The 22,006-nt window shown below is 67.8% G+C and carries 12 protein-coding genes and 2 pseudogenes; 2 read left to right on the top strand and 12 right to left on the bottom strand.

The annotated features are described in order from the left end of the window. Positions 1-1,517, bottom strand: a 1,517-nt coding sequence (locus KVT44_RS60695; protein ID WP_217572250.1) for a tetratricopeptide repeat protein, incomplete at its 3' end; no start/stop codon positions are given. Between the two features lie 552 nt (positions 1,518-2,069). On the opposite strand from KVT44_RS60695, the gene KVT44_RS60195 reads away from it, so the two are divergent. Beyond that, positions 2,070-3,020: a hypothetical protein gene (locus tag KVT44_RS60195; protein WP_217572248.1), complete on the top strand. Its 951-nt coding sequence runs from the start codon at positions 2,070-2,072 to the stop codon at positions 3,018-3,020. A 67-nt stretch (positions 3,021-3,087) separates the two neighbouring features. Here KVT44_RS60195 and KVT44_RS38570 read toward each other — a convergent pair whose 3' ends face one another. The 3 genes from KVT44_RS38570 to KVT44_RS38560 form a co-directional block, all read right to left on the bottom strand. Continuing rightward, positions 3,088-4,293 (bottom strand): hypothetical protein, encoded by a 1,206-nt coding sequence (locus KVT44_RS38570; RefSeq protein WP_217572240.1) that lies wholly within the window; start codon positions 4,291-4,293, stop codon positions 3,088-3,090. 544 nt (positions 4,294-4,837) lie between these two features. After that, positions 4,838-5,155, bottom strand: a complete 318-nt coding sequence (locus KVT44_RS38565) for a helix-turn-helix transcriptional regulator (protein WP_217572238.1) — start codon at positions 5,153-5,155, stop codon at positions 4,838-4,840. Positions 5,156-5,165: 10 nt separating this feature from the next. Then, entirely contained in the window at positions 5,166-6,245 is a 1,080-nt protein-coding gene (locus KVT44_RS38560) for a tyrosine-type recombinase/integrase (RefSeq protein ID WP_217572236.1), read from the bottom strand. A gap of 165 nt (positions 6,246-6,410) precedes the next feature. Between KVT44_RS38560 and KVT44_RS58705 the strand changes: the two are divergent. Continuing rightward, a pseudogene (locus tag KVT44_RS58705) lies at positions 6,411-6,980 on the top strand (hypothetical protein); the annotation flags it as partial. Between the two features lie 161 nt (positions 6,981-7,141). On the opposite strand, the gene KVT44_RS60690 reads toward KVT44_RS58705, so the two are convergent. From KVT44_RS60690 to KVT44_RS38515, 8 genes and pseudogenes are all read right to left on the bottom strand, one after another. After that, positions 7,142-7,753, bottom strand: a complete 612-nt coding sequence (locus KVT44_RS60690) for a hypothetical protein (RefSeq protein WP_308314228.1) — start codon at positions 7,751-7,753, stop codon at positions 7,142-7,144. 269 nt (positions 7,754-8,022) lie between these two features. Further along, the gene (locus KVT44_RS38545; protein ID WP_217572232.1) at positions 8,023-9,387 is read right to left on the bottom strand and encodes a hypothetical protein; all 1,365 of its coding nucleotides are present in this window, start codon (positions 9,385-9,387) and stop codon (positions 8,023-8,025) included. A 452-nt stretch (positions 9,388-9,839) separates the two neighbouring features. Further along, a complete protein-coding gene (locus KVT44_RS38540) occupies positions 9,840-11,039 on the bottom strand; it encodes a Shedu anti-phage system protein SduA domain-containing protein (protein ID WP_217572230.1) in 1,200 nt (399 codons plus the stop codon). 620 nt (positions 11,040-11,659) lie between these two features. After that, positions 11,660-16,954: a sacsin N-terminal ATP-binding-like domain-containing protein gene (locus tag KVT44_RS38535; RefSeq protein WP_217572228.1), complete on the bottom strand. Its 5,295-nt coding sequence runs from the start codon at positions 16,952-16,954 to the stop codon at positions 11,660-11,662. Between the two features lie 891 nt (positions 16,955-17,845). Continuing rightward, positions 17,846-19,870, bottom strand: a complete 2,025-nt coding sequence (locus KVT44_RS38530; RefSeq protein ID WP_217572227.1) for a DNA recombination protein RecN — start codon at positions 19,868-19,870, stop codon at positions 17,846-17,848. Further along, positions 19,867-20,442, bottom strand: a complete 576-nt coding sequence (locus tag KVT44_RS38525) for an ABC-three component system middle component 2 (RefSeq protein WP_217572225.1) — start codon at positions 20,440-20,442, stop codon at positions 19,867-19,869. Before KVT44_RS38525 ends, KVT44_RS38530 begins: the two co-directional genes overlap by 4 nt. Positions 20,443-20,488: 46 nt before the next feature. Next, positions 20,489-21,463 (bottom strand): serine/threonine protein kinase, encoded by a 975-nt coding sequence (locus KVT44_RS38520; RefSeq protein WP_254650497.1) that lies wholly within the window; start codon positions 21,461-21,463, stop codon positions 20,489-20,491. Between the two features lie 103 nt (positions 21,464-21,566). Continuing rightward, a pseudogene (locus tag KVT44_RS38515) lies at positions 21,567-21,972 on the bottom strand (XdhC family protein); the annotation flags it as partial. Between the last annotated feature and the right edge of the window lie 34 nt (positions 21,973-22,006).

Below are 22,006 nucleotides of genomic sequence, written 5' to 3'. Positions count from 1 at the left end.
GAACGCGTGTGGTCGGGGTGGTCGGCTGGGGTGGTGGCCACCGCGTTTTGGAGGTGTTCGATGGCGGTGTCCAGGTCTTCCGGCGTGCCGGTTCGTTCGAACCGGGTGCGTAGGGCATGTCCGAGGTTGGACAGCGAACGCGTGTGGTCGGGGTGGTCGGCTGGGGTGGTGGCCACCGCGTTTTGGAGGTGTTCGATGGCGGTGTCCAGGTCCTCCAGCATGCCGCTCCACTCGAACCTCCTCAGCAGGGCGATGCCCAGGTTGGACAGGAACGCGGTGCGGTTCGGGTGGTCGGTGGGCGTGGTGGCCACTGCCTCCTGCCCTACGGCGATGGCGGTGTCCAGATCCTCCGCTGTGCCGCTTCGCTCGAACCGCGACTGAAGGGCGATGCCCAGGTTGGACAGGATCGCGGTGCGGCCGGGGTGGTCGGCAGAGGTAGTGGCCACCGCGTTTTGGAGGTGTTCGATGGCGGTGTCCAGGTCCTCCGGCGTGCCGGTCCGTTCGAACCGGGCACGCAGGGCGTTCCCGAGGTTGGACAGCCGGTCCGCGTGGTCGGAGTGATCGACGGGAGTGGTGGCCACCGCCTCCTGCCCCACGGCGATGGCGGTGTCCAGGTCCTCCAGCGTGCCGGTCCGTTCGAACCGGATACGCAGGGCGTTCCCGAGGTTGGACAGCCGGTCCGCGTGGTCGGAGTGATCGACGGGAGTGGTGGCCACCGCCTCCTGCCCCACGGCGATGGCGGTGTCCAGGTCCTCCAGCGTGCCGGTCCGTTCGAACCGTGACTGCAGGGCGTTCCCGAGGTTGGACAACATTATCGCGTGGTTGGGGTGGTCGGCGGGGGTGGTGGCTACCGCCTCGTGCCCTACAGCGATGGCGGTGTCCAGGTCCTCCAGCGTGCCGCTCCGCCGGAACCGGGACTGCAGGGCGCTCCCGAGGTTGGACAGCATTATCGCGCGGTCGGGGTTATCGGCGGGGGTGATGGCCACCGCCTCCTGCCCTGCTGCGATGGCGGTGTCCAAGTCCTCCAGCGTGCCGCTCCGCTCTGACCAGACTTGTAGGGCGAGGCCGAGGTTGGATAGCCGCCACGCGCGGCCGGGGTGGTCGGCGGGGGTGGCCTGCACGATGCGCTGCCACAGATCTGCCGTGTCGAAGACCCACTCGGTGTCAGGCGAGGCAAGTGCGTGGTGGTACATCTGGACAGCCAGAGGAAATGCGGCATCGGCGAGGAGTGGCAGCAACGGATCTGGCAGGTCAGCGATGCCCAAAACGAAGGGCACGGTGAATGCTTCAGCAGCGGCCGCCAGATCTGCTTGGTCTTCACTCTCAGGTAGCGCAAGGTAGCGGCACCAGTGGAACGCGCCGAGCGTCAACAGGGCTTCTACATCGCCCTCGACTTGGCTTTCAGCGAGTTCTCGTGCTTCGCGAAGGGCTCCGGGTTCCAGTACAGGAGACAGACCGCGCCTCTCATCGATCCGCCGCAATCGTGCCTGTACCGCAGCCAGTTGTTCATCACGCACTGCGCCCCCGATCACCCACGCTTTATGATGGTAGTAGCACAATCCATTGAATAGTGCGGAGTTGCAGGACATCCTCACCGTTGTCTGAACGATTTGGCAGCGTGGGGACTGATGGCGGGGTCCTGAGTGGGGTAGGGGTTGAGGGAGCGTATGCCTGATGCTGATGAGACGGCGCAAAGGCTGGCGGCCGTCTGTTCAAGCGTGGAGGAAATCCGTAAGCGTCTGCACAATTCCCCGGCCGGGAACGACGGCATTCTCGAGGAAGTGTTGATCGCAGCACGCAGGGACGGGGAGATTGCCGGCCCGGTGGATGTGCTTCACGCCGTCCTGCAGGGGCTCGGCGATGCCCGGGGCCTCCACGCCTACATTCGTACAGCAGATCGTGGTGTTCATCCCGCGGGCGCTGACCGCGAAAGCACATCTGAGCCGGTGTACCTGTGCCCTGCTGCGCAATGTGCACGCTTCTGGTGGTCGCAGGGACCCGTCCCGGTACCCCGCTGCGCGATCAGCGGGGGAGCGCTGCGCCGGGACCGGTTGTAGCCGATGGGTGGAATGCTGGCGGAACTCGGCAAAAACCTTGCCGAGCGGTGGCTCTCCCTCCTGGTCCTGCCCGGCACTCTCTACCTGGCCGTGGCCGCCAGCGCCCGTGCCCTCGGCCAGGGCCACCCCTTCGACCTTCAACGGCTCACCAGCCAGATCACCGAGTGGGCCAATGCCCCCGCTGCCGACACTGCCGGAGGCCAAGTGGTGCTGCTGGCTGCTGTCCTGGCCGGCGCCGCCGCCCTGGGGCTGGTCGCACAAGCTCTCGGTTCCCTGGTCGAACAGCTCCACCTTGCCGTCGACTGGCGCGCCTGGCCTGCCGGGGCCCGTCGCCTCTCACATCGGGCCACCGCATGGCGGCAAACCCGCTGGGGGACAGCTGCTGAGGATTGGCACCGCCACCGAGACGAGGCAGCTGTTGCCCGCGCCAGCGGCTCACGGGTCGACCCGGCCGCTCGGTATGCCGCCCGTGCGGCGATGACCCGCATCTCCCCCGAGCGCCCCGACCGCCCCACGTGGAGCGGCGACCGCATCCATGCCGTAGCCGTACGCCTGGAGCGCGACTACCACCTTGACCTGGCCGCTCTGTGGCCGCACCTATGGCTGATCCTGCCCGACACCACCCGCACTGAGATCATCGCCGCCCGCCAAGCCCTCACCCGGGCCACCACTCTGACCGCCTGGGCCCTGCTCTACCTCCCCCTTGCCGCATGGTGGTGGCCAGCCACCGCCATCACGGCCGTCCTTGCTTTCACCAGCTGGCGCCGCACCCGCACCGCCGCCGACACCTACGCCACCCTGTTGGAGGCAGCCGCCCGCCTCCACACCCGTGACCTCGCCGACCACCTCGGCCTGGACCCCGTCGGCCCTCTCACCCACGAATCCGGCGACAACCTCACACGCCACCTGACCACCAGTCCACCCCCACGGCCACCGGATGACACCCCTGTCATCGGCACCTGAAGACCAGCCTGTCGTCCTCGAACACAGCACCGTGGCCAGGACCGGGAAGCCGGTGACGATGGTGTTTCTACTCATCCCTTGGTCTTGGGCGCGGTGAGGCGTTGCGGAGGTTGTATTCGATGAGGCCGGGTTGACCGACGGTGGAGGTGTAGCGCAAGGCCACGCCGACGGACAAACCGAACAGGTCGCAGATGCGGCGGGGGTTGCCGCCGGTGGCTTCTGCTTCGTGAAGGAGACGGTCCTCGCGAAGTCGACGGGCCGGCATGCCGAGAGTGTCGTTGATCCACACGTGGCTGACTCGGCACGTGCCGCAGGCGGTTGTCTGGGAGATGAACAGGTGCGGATTGGAGGTGCGCGGCCACCGCTTGGTTCGGTATTCCCGGTATTTCTCCAGGCGGGTGCGTACCTTGTTGGCAAGCAGGACTGTGCGGTCTTGCAGGAACAGACGCCCGTCGCCCAGGTCAGTGGTAAGCATCGTCTGCAGCTCCTTGGAGGTGAGCGCGTGGAAGATGATCAGCGAAGCCAGCGCCGCCTTTGGAGCCGCCTCGTCTTTGAGGGTCTCGCGGAGGTCGGCCACATGGACCGGTAACGGCACGGTTGGGAACGTGCTGCCACCGGAGATCCGCGTGGTGGGATCGGTGAAGATGACCCCTCGGCGCTTCAGGAGCCGCATGATGTGCCGCAGGCCCTGGAGCATTGCCACGCGCGGTGTCCCCACACCGGGGAGCACGGCGAGGACATCGGCACGTGTGACGGACCGCAGCGATTCCTTGCCTCTGGCGGCCCACGTCCGCAGGGCGGGCATCGCTTCGTACACCTTCTTGTGGATCCACTGGTGCGGGCGGGCTTTGACCCGTGGCGCGGATGTCGCCCCATTGAGGACCAATTCGAACCAGCTGGTCAGCTCACTGACCATCGTTTCGGGAAGCGAAGCGGTCTGCTCGTGGAACCAGGTCACGACCCGCGGGGTGCGATCGTCGTCGAGCATTCCGACCTCGGCAAGCAGCTTCAGGATCGGCTTGACAGGCAGGTGCAACGTCGAAAGAGGCACGATGTCGGTTGCCCGGAAAGGCGTACCGGGGGTGTCCTGCAAGGCGAGCAGGATGCGCAGTCCGCGACTGAGACCGAAGGCGGATCCCTTCTTCAGCCCGTGGCGCCGCGCGTAGTCATCGGCCGCCGTTTCCAAGGCCGCCGTGATCCCCGGCGCGTCGACGTCGGGAAACCCGTATTGCTGCCCACGTCGCAGTTCGCGCTTGTGCGGTGGGAACAGCACGAGCTGCCGGTACTGGACTGGGACCAACAGCGGTGGGGAATCAGTCGAGAACGTAGGTTGAGGTGCCTCGAGTTTTCGGGACGGACCCGCTTCAATTGCAGGCGTCGCTCCATGTCGGCGAGAAACAACTGCTGCCCGTGCCGGTTCGCTGCCTCCGGCTCCAAGGCGCGCTTTGGGTGCCGCAGCAGCCGGGCCTGCCGCCAACACAAGCGGCACGCACGGTCGCGTAGGCATCGCTCTCGTCTGCAGATCATGCACGGCCGCGGTCCGGGGTAGGCCCTACGCCAGCCCCGGCACGCCAGGCACAGCCCGCCGTAACTGCGCAGCATCCCCCAAGCGAAGCAGCCCGGGCAGGACACTGGGAGCTCAGGTGAACCTCTGTAGCAGCTACGGCATTTGTAGGCCGTCCAGTAGTCCTGTGTCGAGCCGCACTGTCGGCACGGTGGCGGGTCGCACGGTTGTGGCCGACAGCGGTGGCAGTACTTCGAGTGGTGATTGGCCACCGGCCGCTCGCGGCATTTCGGGCAGATCCTCGGCGCCGTCATCAGACCGGTGGGAGGGTTCGGCCGCGCCCGAACCTCGGGACAACCGTTGGAGAGCCGGTCGCGGCCTGTGGTTCGGACTTCGGTTGGCGGGCTGCCGCCACCTCCGGTTCGTGGATCAGCAGGTCTGCGGTCGTGCAACTCAGCACCGCGCAGATGATGTCCAGGTCATCGAGCCGGACAGTGGTAGGTGTTCCTGTCCACAGCGCGGACATTTTCCCCGTACTGATCTCCAGGCCGGCCTCCGCCAGACGCCGACGCATCTCTGTGGACTTCCAGATCCCTTGCTCGGCGGCTTTCATCCGCAAATTCCAGCGCATGCCCTCCTCCTCATCTCAGGCCCAGCCGGGACGCGACACGTTGGTTCGCTGCGACCCACGTCTGCTCAATGTGGTTGTCGTGCACGTGGATGTACCGGGTCGTCGTGGACAGCCATTCGTGGCCCAACAGCTCCTGCACAGCCTTCAGATCGACGCCCTGCAGGTAGAGCGAGGACGCGCAGAAGTGCCGAAGCACATGTGGCGTCAGCCTCCCGGACCACGAGGGCAGGAATGCGTCGACCGCGCTCTTCAACCCCGACCGCAGCGCGTCGTCTCCGGCCCGGAGACAAAACCGCGTGTGGGGATCACGGCGCTCGCTGGGGAACATCGGGGCGTCGGGGTTGGCGTAGTCGTCGCCGAACTGATGCCGCACATCACCGAGCCACCAGTCCATCAGGACGTCCGTCGAGTTGATGGCCGGCAGCAGGCGACTCTTCGGCCCCCGCCCTCGGCTGCCCTTGCCGTGCCGGACGTGGAACTTGCCGAACTCTCCCAGGTCTGGCCGCCAGTCGCGAATGTCCAGCTTGACCGTCTCGCCGATCCGCGTACCGACCCGGCGCCACAGCGAGGCGGCCATGTAGTCCCGAGCGGCGGGCAGGAATTTCCGCGCCTGCCCCAGTGACTCCCGCCACCCGGCGAACAGTTGGCCCACCTCTGGCTCCGACGGCGGGATTCGCGGCGTCCCGTATTCGCTCTTCGCGGGGCGGTTGAACTCGTCGATCGGCTGCACCAGCACATGGCCGGTCAGCGTGTACACGTCGCCCTGGTAACGGGCGATTAGGAAGTCGAAAAACTGGGCGAGCGTCCACGCTTTCCTCTGGACCGTGCTGTGAGCCAGCCGCTTCACCTTGCGTTGATACGCAAGGAATCGGTCCGCGTCCTCCGGCGCTGTCGCCCACACCGGCCGGCTGAGGAAGCGCACGAACTCGAAGATCGCCCGGCGGTCGTCTGCGATGGAGTCGTCGCTCAGCCCGGCGCCAACTCCGGCCAGCAGGAACTGGTCGACCAATTCCTGCTCGAAGTCCTCGTGCTCTTGCGCCGTCTCCAGTTGCCGGGGTGTCCCGATCGACCGGACGACCGCGAGCGTCATCCATGCCTCAGTTCAATGCCAACGACCATGCGTCATAGATAGCGGTAGACCTTCAGGAATCTCGACCGAACGCCGAACTCTCCATGCGATCGAGTGAACCTCGGCTCATCAGCGTCGCAGGTGAGGAGAAGATGCATCGACCGGAAGGAACTCTCGGGAGTCCCGACAGGCAGCCCGATCCACGAGGTCGTCGCCGACCAAGACGTCATCGTCACCCCGGGCGCGACCACGCGATTGACGATCACCGATCCGTTCAAGGCCGCCAAGGTCCTCCTGCAGGCCAAGGACGACAAGACCGGCAAGCTCCTGGCCGGCGCGACCGTGAACATCGGCACCGGCGACTCGACGCTGCTCACCCTGACCACCGGCGCAAAGGGCACAGCCTCCGGAGAGCTGCCGGTACCGAACCGGAAGACGCAGTTCTGGGTCAAGGAGATCGAGGCTCCCGTGGGCTACGACCTCTACAAGCCGTCCAAGACGTTCAGCGCGGGCCCCGGCGCCCCGGTGACCGTGACCGTCACCAACGCCAAGACCGCGACCGACCCGAAGCCCGACCCCTCGGACAAGCCGACGCACAAGCCCACCGGCACCCCGTCCACCCCCGCAGACAAGCCGAGCAGCGGAACCGGCGGGGCCAAGCCCGCCTCGCCGGGCACCGGCACACCGCATACCGACTCCTCGTCCGCCGCCGCAACCCCGGCTGGCGACTCCACGCCGAAGACACCGGCGGGCTCCCGGTCCTCACCTCCACGACCCCGTTCCTGCCGACGCCCGCCGGGTCGACGGTCGGAGCCGCTACCTTGTCCGCTTACCAGCCTCCTGCGAGCAAGCGCCCCGGCCCTGGGCCGTTCGGCCCGCACCTGCCGTCGAACGGCCCAGAATCCCTGCCCGCGCGGTTACCGGTGCTCCCGCAGCAGCGTCAGTCGGCGTTTGAACTCATCCTCGTCGATCTCCCCACGGGCGAACCGCTCGGCGAGCACATCCTCTGCCCGCCTGCTTCCCCACCCGGCTTCACCTGTGCCAGCGGATGGGCCGCCCTGGTGGGGGCGATGGCTGCCTGTGAGGTAGCGCACAAGCACGACGACACCGGCGATCACCAGCACCCAGAACAACACCATGAAGATCGCCATGGCGAACCAGCCGCCCCACCCCCAGCCGTCGTACCACATCATGCCGATCACCTTCTTCGGCCGGCGGGCGAACGTGCCCCACCTCCAGAATGTGCCACCGGAGGCCGCAAAACCTTGCCTGCCGCCCCTCCGCAGGGCGCGGGTCGCAGACTCGGGGGCTGTTCGACCCGCGTCCGCCGACGACTGGCCCACAGGTGCGGCTCTTGGCCCGCGCCGAGCTGGCGCCTGTGGCGACGTGGTCAGCAGCAGCCGCATCCCTCGCTGCCAGGCTTCAATGCCCTCCCGCACCGCGAGGCCGACGACGAGCAGGCCGACAGCCGGGTCGAGCGCCACAGCCCGAACAGCGCCGAAGCCCAGTAGCGCGGAGTTCGCCAGCACCGCGGCGTGATCGCCTGACCACTCGTCTGGGAATCGCGCTGGTCGGGCTCCTCGTCGCTGCCAGGCGAAGCCATCACATCTGGTGACCAAGAGACGTTCCACACTCGCCAGCTATCGATCCACGGAATCGCCAATGACAAATCAACGCCTGGCTACAACCTGGGCCTCGTTCCCGGAGTCCCGCCAAGTAGCGGTCAAAGTCACACCCGGGCCCGGGGAGGTGAACCCGGAACTTCACTACAGCTCCAGCAGGCCACGCCAGTGAGTCGTCACAGCCAGGTGTGGCCCTCGTCGCGGAAGACAGGCCACGGCCGGTCGGAGGTGTCCGGGGACAGCAACAGGTGCCGGATCCCTGCTGCCCAGCAGTCCTGGTCCAGCAGTTCGATCAGGTAGCGGTCCATTTCCGAGCGCCTTAGCTGCAGTGTCCGGGACAGCTCGGCGGTGAGTCCGTTGGGAGTGCGCCATTCGGCCCGGCTGTGCATCTCCATGACGACCTCGCCAGCCACCAGGTCCTCGGTTCCCGGTGGGCGCACCCACTGCGCCGGGAGCCCCCGAGCGGTCAGGTCTGCGGCCAGGGACGGGCCGGAGGTCTCCACCACGAAGGTCATGACGTCGCCGATCAGGCGCGCTGCGGCAACGGGGTGTAGGGGGTAGACGCCCCACGGGACGCGCAGCGGGTCGCGCGAGACGCTGTCCAGAGTCGTGGCGTGCATGTTCAAGTCGAGCTGGTCCCCGATGCGTGCGCGGCGCCGCGCGGCGTTCCATTGGCGGGCCACCCGTTGTTTGAACTCCTGCGGCGTCCAGCTCCGGCTGATCACGCCGTACAGGTCGACGGCGATCAGGGCACGGCTGCCAGGCACCTTGGCGGCGAAGATCCCGTCCTTGGCGGCGCGTTGGGTCGCGGTCTGCAGCAGCTCCATGTGCGTCAGCAGTGGGGTGTCGATGTCATGGAGCCGCTCGCTGGCGTTGTCCCCGGGCAATGCGGATCCGGTGCGGATGGCCTCGTATGCGGTCGCGATCCGCTCCTCCTGGACAGGATTGCGGTACCTGGTGTTGGTCTTGATCTCATAGGTGTGCGCTCCGTCGTCCTGCCAGACGGTGGTGTCGCCGATCCGCAGGCAGTTGGTCAGGTCGTGCATGAGTGCGAAGTGGCCGTTGTCGCGCCAGTGGCTCTCTACGGTCTCCAGCTCCGTCTTCAGGCCGGCCTTGCCTGCCATGATTCCGGGCGGCGCGTTTCGGCACAGGGCCAGGATGTACCGGCGGTCGTGGTTGAAGGCCCGCCAGGCCAGCGCGTCGCCGATCGAGCGGAACTGCCGCGCCACGCGCTCGCACAGCTCGCGCTCGAGGATCCACGTCTCGATGTCGGACAGGTGCAGCCCTGACTGCGGTTCGGGCGCACCGGCTTGCGGCGCCTTGCCGGCGCGCATGCGCTTGACCGCCTTGCTGAAGGCGTTGCGGTGTTCCTCCACTTCGAGGAGATGTTGCAGCAGATCCTGTTGCAGTTCGTAGCCGTCCTGCGGGCTGCGGCAGGCCCGTACGCGCTCGATCAACGGCACCAAGTCCGCCTGTGCGGCCTGGTGTCGGGGATGCGCGATCACCTCTTCGGGCTCAAAGCCCAGATCGAACAGCTTCACCCGCACAGTGTCGTCCCACCATGCCCCGCAACGAGACAGTTTTTCCCGCGCTCCGCCACAGCGAGCTGCCGTGACTGGTCAGCACCCGGGCCAGGGGACCGGTTCGCCGTGGTGACCGCGCCGTTGTACTCGCCGGGGCACGCACTGGTTCGCCGCCTACAAGAGTGCTCCGATCCGCCATCCTGAGTGCTCAGTCACAGGAACGGAGGGCTCCTCTGGCTTCGCCTTCGGCATGGGCCGACGGCTCCGCGTGGGTGACTAGGGGCGCGCTGGGGGGCATGCCGTAGCGGCTGACAGCCAGGTCGTCTCCGGTGTCGTTGCTTCGAGGAGCCCTCGCTCGGTCAGCGACGGACCGTCATGTTCCGCGTGCCGGTGTCCATATGCGGGTGGCGATAGCTTGCGACTTTGCTGAGATGAGGCAACGGCCCAAGTGTGTCCGCGGGCGACGTCTGCTACCAGTCCAGGTCGAGGTCTCCGGTTTCCTCGTCGAGCAGGCCCCGGGCCATAGAGTCGGCGCGGCGGGCGGCGCGCAGGAGCCAGTCATACGTCCGGACCTCGATCCGGTCATTGGCGGACCGGCGATCCCGGATCTCGCGGGCGCTGTCCGTCCCGTCCTCCCGTCCCATGATGACGAGTCCGCGTGCGTCCACGGTGATGCCTGGGAGCTTTTCCCGGGCGGCCAGGAGATTGGTCTTCAGCCACTCGCGCCAGTCCTGGATCTGTTCGATGGCATGGCGCAGCGTGGGAGATTCGCGCCCGTTGCCGACGTTGGTGAGTCGCGCTGTGGGGCATTCGAGTTCGACGAGGTGCCAGCGCATCCCTGCTGAGGTCTGGCTGGCGATGAGGAAGTCGGAGACGTACTGGTCGCCCAGGCGAACCTGCGGTCGGACCCATACTCCGTGGTTGCCCGTGATCATGTTGGCGAGGAGCGTTGGGTGGTTCTCCAGAACCACCTGCATCGGTCGTTCCTCCGTGGCGCTGTCCAGGGCCTCTTGGAGAGCTCGACAGTCCGCCAGCGAGGAGCGACGTGGGACCTTCCACTTGTCGAGCATTGCGAGCTCTCGGTTGGTGACATGCTCAGGGTGCCGGTCCTCGGCGGCGACTTCCTCACGTGCCCTGGTGAGAAGTTCGCCGTGGTCGGCGTCGCTGACCTTCGCGAGGCGCTTGACGGTGTGGGGCCACGCTCTTCTGCCGAGACCACCGCGGAAGTTCAGCTGGCCGTTGCGGCTGATCGAGCTGATCTGTCCGTACCGGTCCTCCTCGGGCTTTCTTCTCCTCACGGTGATGGCGACATCACCCACCTCGGGGCATAAGCGTTCGAGGTGGTGGACCGTTCGCCGTGCCCAGGCGACTTCGAGCCATGCGTCCAGAAGATCTCGGCTGCCTATCTGATCGAGGACTGGGATGTGCAAGTTCGTCTCAGTTGCTACGCGGGCGAGGTAGTCGTACTCCGGCTCGTCGATTGGAGGGTGCTCTCGCAGGCGCAGTGGTTTCGCAAGGTGAGCGCGGAGTAGGGCGGCAGCGACTGGGGTGGGTGTGCCCGGTGCCAGGGGAAACTTCAACTCGTCGGCGATGGCACCCTGCTCTGCGGTCGGTCCTGCGTACAGATGGCCAAGCGCATCCGCGACCAGCTGCCAGTTGGTCTCAGTCACCGTGTTGTCCTTTGTGTCGAACGGTTGCGTCTGGTCTTGTTCGTCGCGCACCACGAGTGCTCACGCTGCACGCCTAGGCTCAGTCATATACAGCCGAAGTGGCTGGGTTAGTTGTCAAGCCCCTCGATTGGATGACAGGGGGCAAGTTCGCCGGATGGTGTCCCGCCAAGTGGTGTAGGGGATCAAGGTGCCGAAATCCACAGGCCAGGGACGGTGCCCACGTTCTGCGGGGCGTCCACGTCTAACCGGCAGCTTCCTGGGCTACTCCCTCCACAGAGATGGCCACGGACTCCAACCGCAATGCGTCGTGCCTTGATCCGCTCCACCACGTCGCTGTAGGGTCTCGCGGCTCACGTCCTACGAAGGGACTCCGAACTGCGGCTTTTGTGGAGTCTCATGCTCGTGTCCAGCCGTTCAGTCTCACGACCGTGTCCAAATCCTCGACATGGGACTTCGGACTGGATGGACCGACCAAGCGACAACTGGCTGGCCCCCTGCCCACATGAGGCTGGCGCACGCCACAACGCCGGACCATGCAGTTGTCATTTGACAGCTGGGTTGGTCGCGATCAGTGCGTTGACTTGGCCCGACTGGATTGGGTTGCCAAGCATTTATTTCGCTTAGGTCCCCGTCCGGCGCTCCCCCGTCCGCGACAGCTGGAACCTGTAGCGCAGGCCCTCGCCGACCGAGCGGAAGAAGTGGGCCGACCGGGGGTGGAGCGGGTTGGGTAGGAGGTGGATCTTCCGCAGGTCGGCGTCGAGGGCGTGGGAGACGTACAGGATGTGGTACGTCTCTCGCTTCTTCAGGGAGCGCGCCCGGGCAATCTCGGTGGGCGAGAGGACGAACTCCCCCTCGCCTCCGGCCGAGGACTTCACCTCGAAGAGCAGGCTCGACCGTTTCCTCTCGACGATGAGGTCGTAGCCGAGCGTGTCGTCGCCCATGCCGTCACCCAGGACCTTGTTGCGGTAGCTCGACACCCACGCGCTCTCGTCCACGGCGTCGTACCGGTTCATGAGCCAGGCGAGGGCGGCGACCTCCCCCGCGAGTCCGACCGCGAGCGCCTGTGTGTCGGAGAGCTTGCCCCGTCGGCCAGCGGAGAATCCGGGGCGCCCGGCGCCAGGGAGCCGCTGTGTCTGCCGGCCCAGTGCGACGAGCGGGGCGTCGCCCGCGGAGCCGAGGAACTCGGGGGTGAGGCCGCCCCGTACGGCCTCCACGATCGCGTGGTAGTTGTCCTCCTCCGCCGACATCCTCGTGCGGTCCACCACGATGTGCCGCCGCTCCTCCTGCCGCAGCCGCCGCTCCCTCTTCTCCTGCCGTTCGGCGTCGTCCAGCTGACCAGTCGTCAGGCCGAGGTCTCCGGGTGTCAGGGCGAGCGGGACGGCGGCGGGCCAGCGGTCTCCGGTTCGGAGCCAGCGCAGCGTCGTGGCGTCGTCGAGCGGGAAAAAGTCGAGCAGCCCGGCGGCGGTGGCCTCGGTCGTGAGGTTCTCCGGGTCCCCCGGGAGGCCGGAGGTGGACTCGCCGTGCGCGGCCTCCCACGCGTGGATCAGGGTCCGTGCGCGCTTCAGCCGTTCCAGGAGGAGGGGCCGGTTGGTCAGCCGGAGTTCGTCCACGGGCGTCAGCCCCGCGTCCGTACCGAGCGGCGGGGCCCCGAGTCCGGTGAGCCAGCGGTCGACGTGCGCCTGCATGAGGGCGGTCTCCAGATGGAGGTGTTCGTCCGCCCAGGCGGTGTCCGGCACGAGTCCGGTCAAATTCCGGTTCTCGGCGTACGAGGTCAGGGGGGCTCCGGACCGGAACGCGTCCAGGAAGCCGACCCGCAGCGCGTCCAGGATGCTTCGTCGCCGGCCGGCGACGAAGTGCCGGAACTCCTGCTCGATGCCCTCGGCGTTGCGCAGCGGCCGGTAGGTCGAACCGAGGGCGGCGATCGCGGCGTTGAGCTCGCGCAGCGACAGCGACATGGCCCTGCGGGCGGTGTCCAGGTCGGGGTGGCGGGCCGCCGCCCGCAGCGTCCGGTGGTCCGTCGGCGTCAGCCGGGCGGCGAGCCAGCGGTCCAGTTCGGTCTCTGAGGCGAGGGCCTCGTCGTTGGACAGGAGGGCGTGGGCCGCTTCGAGGTCGAGTGTCGCGAGCAGTGGCACGAGGATGTCCAGGAGGGCGTCCAGGGGCTGTCGCAGGGTTGCGGTGATCTCACGCACCCGGGCCCGGTCCTCGCCCAGGATGTCGGCGATCGCGTCGGCGTCCGGGCTCTGACCCGGGCCCCAGCCGGCCGTGTTCAGGTCGAGGAGGGCCATGCGGAGGGTGTCGGCGAGTTCGGGGTGGTGGAGGAGTTCCATGATCCCCGCGGCGGACCGCTGGAGCAGGTCCTCCTCGCCCTGGTTGGGCCCCTCAAGCAGGAGAGTCGGGGTGTCCTGGTGTGGGACGGCCAGCCACCGTCTGCCGGCGTGGCCGGGCCGCTCGGCGATCTCGTCCACGACGGAGGTCAGGACGCCGGCGTGGACGATCTGGATGCGCTTGGCGATCGCGCAACCGCGGCGCACGGACTCCGCGGTGGGGCGGCGGAAGCGGCTGGCGCGCAGGTCGATCACGGCCGCGACGAGGGTGAGGAGCCAGTCGCGCTCGGACGTGATCAGCGGGTCGCCCGCGGTCCCGGCGTGGAACGCCTCTCCGTCCACCCGGACTTCGACTCGTGCTCGGGAGATCCTCCGGACGCGCGAGCCGAAGCACCGTTGGAGGAGCGCGGCCACCGCGCCCCCGTGAATGTTGCGCATGCGGAGCAACGGGGCACCGCGCTGTTCGAGGAGCTGGACGAGCTGGCGTGCGTCGGTGTCCTCCACGTACAGGTGATCCACGGTGTTCGGGGAGTCCGTGTCGTCGGCGAGTGTGACAGCTTCGAGCCGACCGCCCCGGCTGACGACGACCGCCGCCTCCGAGCCCTGGGGGTAGGGGTCCTGGCGCGTCTGGGCGCACTCCGCCCAGGCGTCCTCGTACGCCCGGCGGAATGCGGCCGTCATCGTCTCGGGGACGGCGCCGTCGCGGAAGAGCTCGGTGAGCTCGCGGACCCGACGCGCGGCGGTCTCCGGGGAGTCCCACCGCTCAAGTCCCCAGCCTCTTGCGCGACGGACCGCACGGTCGTTCGCCTGGAACGCACGGCGCAGCGCCGAGGGCAGCAGGGGGACGAACGACGGGGCGGCCTCGTCCCCGTGCGTCCAGGCGGCCTCAGGCCGTACGAAGCGCCAGTCGGCGCGCTCGCGCGGGGACGCGACGGGCATCCACTCGGCCTCGGCGAGGAAGGCGGTCACCGGTGTGGGAAGGCTGAAGGAGTCCCACCGGTCGTTGTAGCGCCGCACGGTGACGTGGAGGGCATCGGCGGCCCACTCGGAGCAACCGGCGGCCACGAGCCGGGCGTACACCCGCTTCGTGGCGTCGGACAGATGGTGGTGGTCGTCCTGGCCGGGCAGCCGATACAGAGGAGTCTGGCCCACGTACTCGGTGTACGGCCGCCGATCCGTGGGAGGTTCCCTCTCCACATGGCGCAGCCAGACTTCCGCGGTGGCCTGCGGCAGGGACATAGTCGGGGGCCTGCCGTCCGTGAAGTGACGGCCGTCCGCCCGTAGGGTGGAGCGGGGCACAGGCTCGGGGCAGAGCCCCGCGCCGACCCCCAGACGCCCGAGGAAGGCACGCCACTCCGCCCGGTCCGCGCCCCGGAATGCCTGGTGCTCCGGGGGTGCGGTCAAGCGGCCCCGGAGCACCGCGAGTTCCTCCGAGACATCCTGCGCGCGGTCGATGAGCTCTCCGAGCAGCTTCGCTCGTTCTCCGCCCCACTCGGCACAGAGCAGGGCCTTCGAGGCGGGTATCCACACACCGTCGGCGCCGGGGACGAGCAGCCCCATGGCCTGGATGTCCCGCCACGGTGCCGTGTCGCTCCTGGAGAGCCGGAAGGCCCAGGCGAGGACCTCCGCCGCGAGCTCCGGCGTGGGCTTGTCCTGAAGGGAGCGGGCGACCAGTGCCAGCAGTTCGTCGGCGCGGTACTCGTTGACCAGACCGCCGTCTTCGAGCATCCGGCGGCCCCGCTGCTTGATCGTGATGCTGCCGAGCCGGTTCTTCCACGGGATGTTCCGCGACACGAAGAAGACCCGGTGGCGCAGCGACCGTGGAAGGCGGGGGCCTTGCTCCGTGGATCCTGCCTGTTCCTCGCCGTCCGCTCTGGGCGAGAAGAAGGCCGTGGCACGCCTGACCCTGCCGTCGGCCGCGTTGCACAGCCGGAGCTTTCCGTCGTCGTCCATGAGGATGCGGCGGCCCTGGAGTGCGCGGGGCCGCTCGACGCAGCCGGCGAGCTCGTCGTAGAAGCGGGCCCACAACTCCGGCCGAAAGGGCGCGTCGGCGAGGCTGCGCGCCAGGCTCTCGGCCCAGTTCGCCAGTAGTTCATCCGACGGCCGGGGTGAGCGGCCGACGAGCGTGGCGACGGCCTTCTCGAGCCGGGCCGCACGCTGCCCGGTGACGGACGGGTGTACGAGTACGGCGTCCGCGTCCCGGCTCAGCCGGTCGGTCGTGAACAGGGTCCGGTCCTTGTCGTCCCAGAGCCGGGCCTCCGTGAGGGAGGCCCACGGCCGCGCGCCCGGGGCCAGGGGGATGATCGGGGCGGTGCCGACCTCGTGTCCGAGGCGCTTGAAGGCCCGGGACAGCCGGTCGGACATAGATGCGTCCCAGCTCAGCAGGTCCGCACAGAGGGTCGGTGGGAGCTTCAGGGTCCCGGCGGAGCAGGCGAGGAGCGTCTCGGCCCCGAGGAGAGCCAGCTCGTCCAGGAGGAAGTCGTTGAGTGGGACCGTCTTCTCGAGGTCCACGCGGGCCAGCTTCGCGAAGAAGGGCGCGTTCACATGGGCCGGAAGGGGGGCAACGGCCTGCTCGCCCATCGGCAGGTGAGTGTAGAGGCGTCCTTTGGTCAACCCTTCCTCGACGGGAATCGCGAGCGTGACCCGGGCGTCTCCCTGCCAGTCGCGCCATCCCTCGCTGATGTGGTCGCCGAGCACGCTGCGTTCGACCGCGTCGCCGAAAGCCTCAGCCGCCACCTGCCGGTCGAGCAGGACGAAGGCGCCGCCGTCGCCGACGGTCACCGTACTGACCGTGAGCCGGTCGAGTTCGGCGTCCGCCCGCTCGGTCCGGGCCAGGGTGCGCCGGTCGACCATGCCGTCCTGCCGCTCCTCGACAGTGAGCGAGCCGATCCGGCGCAGGAAGAGCAGCACCGGCGGGCCGGCGGACAGCATGGTCAGCTGTTCGGCCGCCTCGGCCCGGGCCTCCTCGCTCTTCAGCGGCAGGCGCAGCACGGTCACGTATCCGTCAGCTGCGAAGGCGTTCACGGTGTCGGGAACGCTGTCCAGGGGCACGGGCAGGCAGAGGTGGAAGACGTCGGCGGCCACCTCCGCCGCGAGAGTGGCGTCGCCGTCCAGGAGGTCCTTGAGCGAGGTCTCGTCGGCGAAGGTGAAGCGGTAGCCGTCGAAGACCCGGCCGCCTTCCTCGGAGACGGAGTAGACCTGAGGTGCTCCGGTCAGCTGGAGAACGCTCTTGAAGCCGATCCCCTTGTTACCGATGCCCTCCTCCGGGCGCTTGTCCGACTGGGCGATGTCGGTGATCGCGTCGAAGTTGCTGCGGCTGACGGGCCGCCCGGTGTTCGCCACGTACACCGCGCCGTGCGGCCCCTCGTCGTGGTCGAGCCTGATCAGGACCCGGCCTCCCAAGTCGCCCGTGTCATGAGCGTCGTGGGCGTTCTGCAGGAGCTCCACCAGGGCGCGGTGCTCGTAGTCGCGGATGGCCTGTTCGATGAGGTTCTTGAGGCTGCGGAACAGGTTCCAGCGGTCTTTGGCCCCCTGGTACGAAGTAATGCGGTCGAGTGTCTTCGCACGCACTTCGGCGCGGAGGTCCGGCATGGTCGTGTTTCCCTTCAGACGCGTGCGAGCGCCGTGAGCAGTACGGCGGTGGCGACGGCCGCCACCAAGACGGCGGAGCCACCTGGTGCCGGGGTGCGGAGCCAGGTGTCTGCCGGGTGTCCTCGGTACGGGGCCAGCGCGGGTCCAGGCCAGTTCGGCGGCGGGCGGTTGCTGGGGCAGGTCGACCAGTCAGGGACGGCAGGGGGCGTGGCGGACGAGGGCCGCGCAGTGGATGCGCTCGCGAGGGTCCGCAGGAGGGCCACGAGCAGGATGGCCGGTACGACGAGCACTCGCATCGAGCGGGGACGACGGGGCGGCTACGGGGGCGCGAGGGCTCGTGTTCCTCTCCGCAGGACTGCGCCGTAAGGCCCGGACCGCTCCGGCCAGGACGTTCCTTCGTACGCGCGCGTACTCATGGCCCGACCGTAGCCCGCAGGTCGGACAGTGCGGCCGGGCGGGGGGCCGCTGCACCCAAAAGTGCGAGCAAGGTGGCTCGGGGATCTCAGATCCGTGGCCAATCGGCCACGAGGTGGCCAATGGCCGTGAAATTTGGCCACACCATCTGAGATCCCACAGTCGCGGTACTCGGCAGTTGTCCTTTGACAGCGAAGTTAGTCGTGTGCAGCCTGTTGACCTGGGCCGACTGGGTTGGATGTCAACCAGTGGTGGTGTATCTGGGAGCTGACATCGCTTCTCGCCTCCGCCGCCCCCACCGCGCCATGGTCCGCCTACCCGTCCGAGCCTTGGCAGCCACTGATGCTGACCGACACGCGGCTGCCGGCCTGACGTCAGAGTCGAGCCCGCGCTTCAACTGCTGAGTGAGTGATCCGCAACGCTGCGCCTTTGGGGGCAGCCTGCTACCGAGGAAAGGCCCGTGTTTGGGAGGGCGTTTCACGCGTCGGCTTCTGCCTCTTCGTCCGCACTAGTTTCGTCCTCGATCAGCCCGTACGGCGGACGGTCCTCGTTGCGGCTGTAGCGCACCACCACGCTGCTTTCCACCAGCGGTGGCGGGCTGTTGTCGGCGACGATGAGCTGTGCTCGGCTACCGCGCTCTGCGAGCCAGAGGGAGAGGTGGTGGTAGAAGTCGTCGATGGCGACGGCGTCCGCGATCACGGCATCGAGGGTGCCGCCGTGGCCGAGGTTTTTCTGAGGGCTGTCGATCATGAGGAATCCCGGGTGTGCGGCCCCTGCTTCGACGGCGATTTCGAAGACGGCCAGCTGCCAGGCCAGGGTCAGCAGGGTGCGGGCGCCGGAAGAGGCTTCCTGGTATGGCTCACCGCGCACGAAGGGGGTGAGGTCGGTCTTGATGAACGGCGTACTGACCTTGGGGTAGCGCCAGGCTCGCAGGAGCTCGCCGTATCGGCTGCTGATCTTGGCGATGACCCGATCGCGGTCATGGGAGGCGTCTCCAAGCCGTGCGAGTTCCTCGCGGAGACGGGCGATCTGGGCTTCGTGGCGTGCCACGGCGTCGGCCCGTTTGGCAAGTCCTTCGCGGAGTTTGACCGCGCTCTCGGCCTGTTCGAGTTGTCGCAGGACCTGTTCGCGCCTCCGGTGGAGGTCGTCGCGGGCGGCGAGGAACGGTGAGACGGATGGCGACGTCGCGGCGTCCAGCGCGGCGGCGGCTTCCTCTTCCCGGACGGCCGACTCTTCCGCCCGGAGTTTGAGTGAGGCGAGCGAGGCGCCGAGCTCATCAATGTAGCCGGTGATCTCCTTGAGGCGGGCCTTGGTGGACCGGGTCTCGGCCGCGACGTCCACACGGTTGTCCCCGGCCTGGCTGCCGGTGTCCGCGGCGCCCAGGACCAATGCCCCCTCCTCTGCGGTCAGTTCGTGGCGACAGAGGCTGCAGCGTCCGTTGTCGGCGGTGGGGGGAGCCGACAGCCGGTTCAGGCAGGCGGGGCAGGCGGTGACGCTCAGGGGATCGAAGATCTGCTGCGCTTCGCCGAGCATGCCGAGCTTTAGGAGATCGTCGGCGTACTGTGCTCGGAGAGGCATCAGGCGTTGGAGCTGCGTTTCGCAGTCCCGCAGGACCGCTGCCGCCCGTTGCGAAGTCTGGGCCGCCTCTTTGTGCTGGTGGCGCAGCTGGGCCGCGAATTCCGTCCCTGCCTGCGCCCGGCGGTCCAACTCCCTGAGACGGCTCGTGATGTCAGCCAGCTCCCGTTCGTGAACGGCAGGTTCGGGTTCATCGTCCAGTGCGGTGGGAGCCTGCTCCACGACGAAGGAACGGGCTGCTGCGAGTTCGGCCTTGGCGTGGTTGAGCCGGCCGCCGAGTTCCTGGATCCGCTGGCCGAGTTCGACGGCGCGGTCGTCGTGGACTCCGAAGGCGACGTCGACGACCTGCCGCAGTTTGTGCTTGCGCATGTAGTCGTTCTCGAACAGGAAGTTCTTGTCAGCGACGCGTTCGTTGGGCAGGAAGGCGAGCCACATCAAGTCGCGGAAGCTGAGCGGGTCCGTGCGGGATTCGCTGTTGGTGGGCGCTTCGCGTAGCTGGACGCCTTCGAGCTTGCAGTGGCTCAGAAGGAGGGAGGAGAGGCTCTCCGGTGCCCCGGGCGGGTCGATGGGCCTGCTCTCGGCCCTGGACGCGGGCCTGCTGTCGAGGGTTCCGCGGCGTACGAAAGCGACCTTCGAAGGCTCGCCGACCGACCGCTCGATCACGTGCGGCTCGGCGGATAGCTCGACCTCCAGGAGGCATGAACGGACCCTTCGCAGCACCTCCTGGTGGCGGGGGTGCCGTTTCGCGCCGAGCCCGTAGGCGATGAACTCCAGTACCGCTGTTTTGCCAGAGCTGAACGCCCCGGCGATGACGGAGAGGTTCCGTACCCGCTGTTCGGCGGTGAAATCGACGTCGTAGGACCGCTCCATGCCGACCAGGCGCAGACGGCGGATCCGGATGCCGGGAAGCGGCTCCACGTTGATCATCCCTCCCAGGACGTTTCCAGCAAGGGGCCGGGCCCCAGGACGCTCATGAGGGCAGCCGCAGGTCCGCCGGGGCCGTCCGGCCTGAGCCACCGTGCGGTCTGCTCGCGCAGCCTTTTGTCGCTGAGTTTCCGGAGCTGGCGGACGACGATGTCCGCGGCGGTAGCAAAGGAGGTGGCGTAGGTGGCGGTGAACTGCCCGCCGAGCTGCTGACCGGCCTCTGTGATCGAGTAGGTGAGGGAGCCGTTGCTGTTTCGGACCCGGCAGCACCCATAGGCCACCAGGAGCGCCAAGTCGTGCTGGATCCGTTCTCGCCGGCTCGTGAATCGCTGTGAGGAAGACGCGTAGGCAAGGACCTGCGGGTCGAATCCGGCCAGCCGGAGGAGGCTCGCGTCCCGGCCCTCGGAGGGAACTACGAGGAAGGGGTTCGCGGACAGGAAGTCGTAGTACCCGATGCGTTCCAGGGTCACCCCGTTCGCGTCCTGCGCGGCGACGGCGTCAAGGAGCAGAAGCAGTTGAGCGAGACGAAAAGGTACCTCGTCCTCGGGCATCACAACCGGCCGGTCTGCTTGCACGGTAGCTCCTCGTCAGTTGTCGAGCGGTACGGACGGATGCGAACCCTCAGTCGTCGGCATGACCGCTCGCGATCTGCCGCCAGTGCGTGACCCATCCCGCCCGCCGGTTGTCGACCAGCCGGTGGACAAGACCCCAGCTGTGCGTCACCTCCAGACGCAGCACTTTGGGCAGTCTGTCGTGCTCACCGCGCACCTCGCGCCATACCCGGCCGTGCAGAGCTGCGAGAGTGCCCTCGGCCGAGCACTCGTTGAACTGCATCTCCCACACCCCGTGAAGGGTGGCGTCAGCAGAGCTCAGTGCAGCAACCTCAGCTGGCACGCCCTTATGTGCGACTTCACGCGCCACCAGGTCGGCGTTGAAGAACTGCCTTTTCGCCGAGTCCAGTTCGACGTGACCGGCCTCGGTCATCTGGCGCACGAACAGAGCCGAGTCGAGCGCCGCCGCCTTGTCCTCCTCCACGTCCAGCACGAGGCGCATCTGCCCCTGGGAGGGGACGGCGGGCGCCGTGAAGGGTTCGTAATAGGCGCGGCGTACCTGGTCGCCTTCTGGGCTCAGCAGCTTTTTCACGAGCTTGGTCTCGTCCCACAGCTCGATGACGAGGCCGTGAGCCTTTTCCTGCCGCTTTTTCCAGCCGTCCCACCACTGGGTCGTCGGCCCGTCCATGCTAGAAGGGATGCACAGGATCCACAGCGTGATGGTGTGACCGTTGGCCGCTGCGGCTTTCAGCCCGTTCGCGAGGGATTCGCGAATCTGCTGCGACTGGCTGGTTGTGGTCTTCGGCATGAAGTACTTGGACTGCCAGACAGTGATAGCGCCCCCGAGGTCACCGGCGAAAGCGTCGATTCCCCAGTCCCCTGGATTCGTGGCGATCATCCGGACGTTCGGATTGGTCGCACTGGCGAGCTGCGCGAGCATCTTCTCGAAGTCGGCCCGTGCCCCGTCCGCGCTTCCGGTCCGCAGTTCGTGCACTCCAAAATGGATGGGCGGAACACCAGCTGCCACCGGCATGGAGTTGTCCAACCTGCACCCCCGCATCCCGCAGGCAAGCCGAACGAACCGCGTTCAGCGGGCTGTTCACCCTGCGCCACACACAGTAACGGCCGTCAGCGTACGTGTTACGGAATCATTCGATCAAGGTGCTTGCGCCCGGCAGTATCCCGGCAGTGGCACGGTGGATGGGGCCGGTGTGCAGAGACAGCGGCAGTCCACTCGCCCCGTTGGCGTGGGCGATGATCTCCGCGGTGATGGACGCGGCAGTCTCCTCGGGTGTACGTGCTCCCAGGTCGAGACCGACAGGGGAATGCAATGCGGCTAGTTGCTGTGCCTCGACACCGGCCCTCCCGCAGGAGGCGCAGGCGCTCCTCGTGGGTGCCGCGGGAGCCCATCGCGCCGACGTAGCCGACGGGCAGCGTGAGCGCCCGGCGCAGGAGAGGGATGTCGAACTTGGCGTCGTGCGTGAGGACGCAGATGGCTGTACGGGCACCGGCCGTCGTGCGTTCCAGGTGGTGGTTGGGCCAGGCGACACGGACGCAGCTGATGCCCGCCTACGCCCTGCCTGCACGA

The sequence above is a fragment of the Streptomyces sp. GbtcB7 genome, from assembly GCF_019091445.1.
Taxonomy (GTDB): Bacteria; Actinomycetota; Actinomycetes; order Streptomycetales; family Streptomycetaceae; genus Streptomyces; species Streptomyces mirabilis.
The sequence above is the reverse complement of the archived record's forward strand: the minus strand, read 5'-3'. Positions and strand labels throughout refer to the sequence as shown.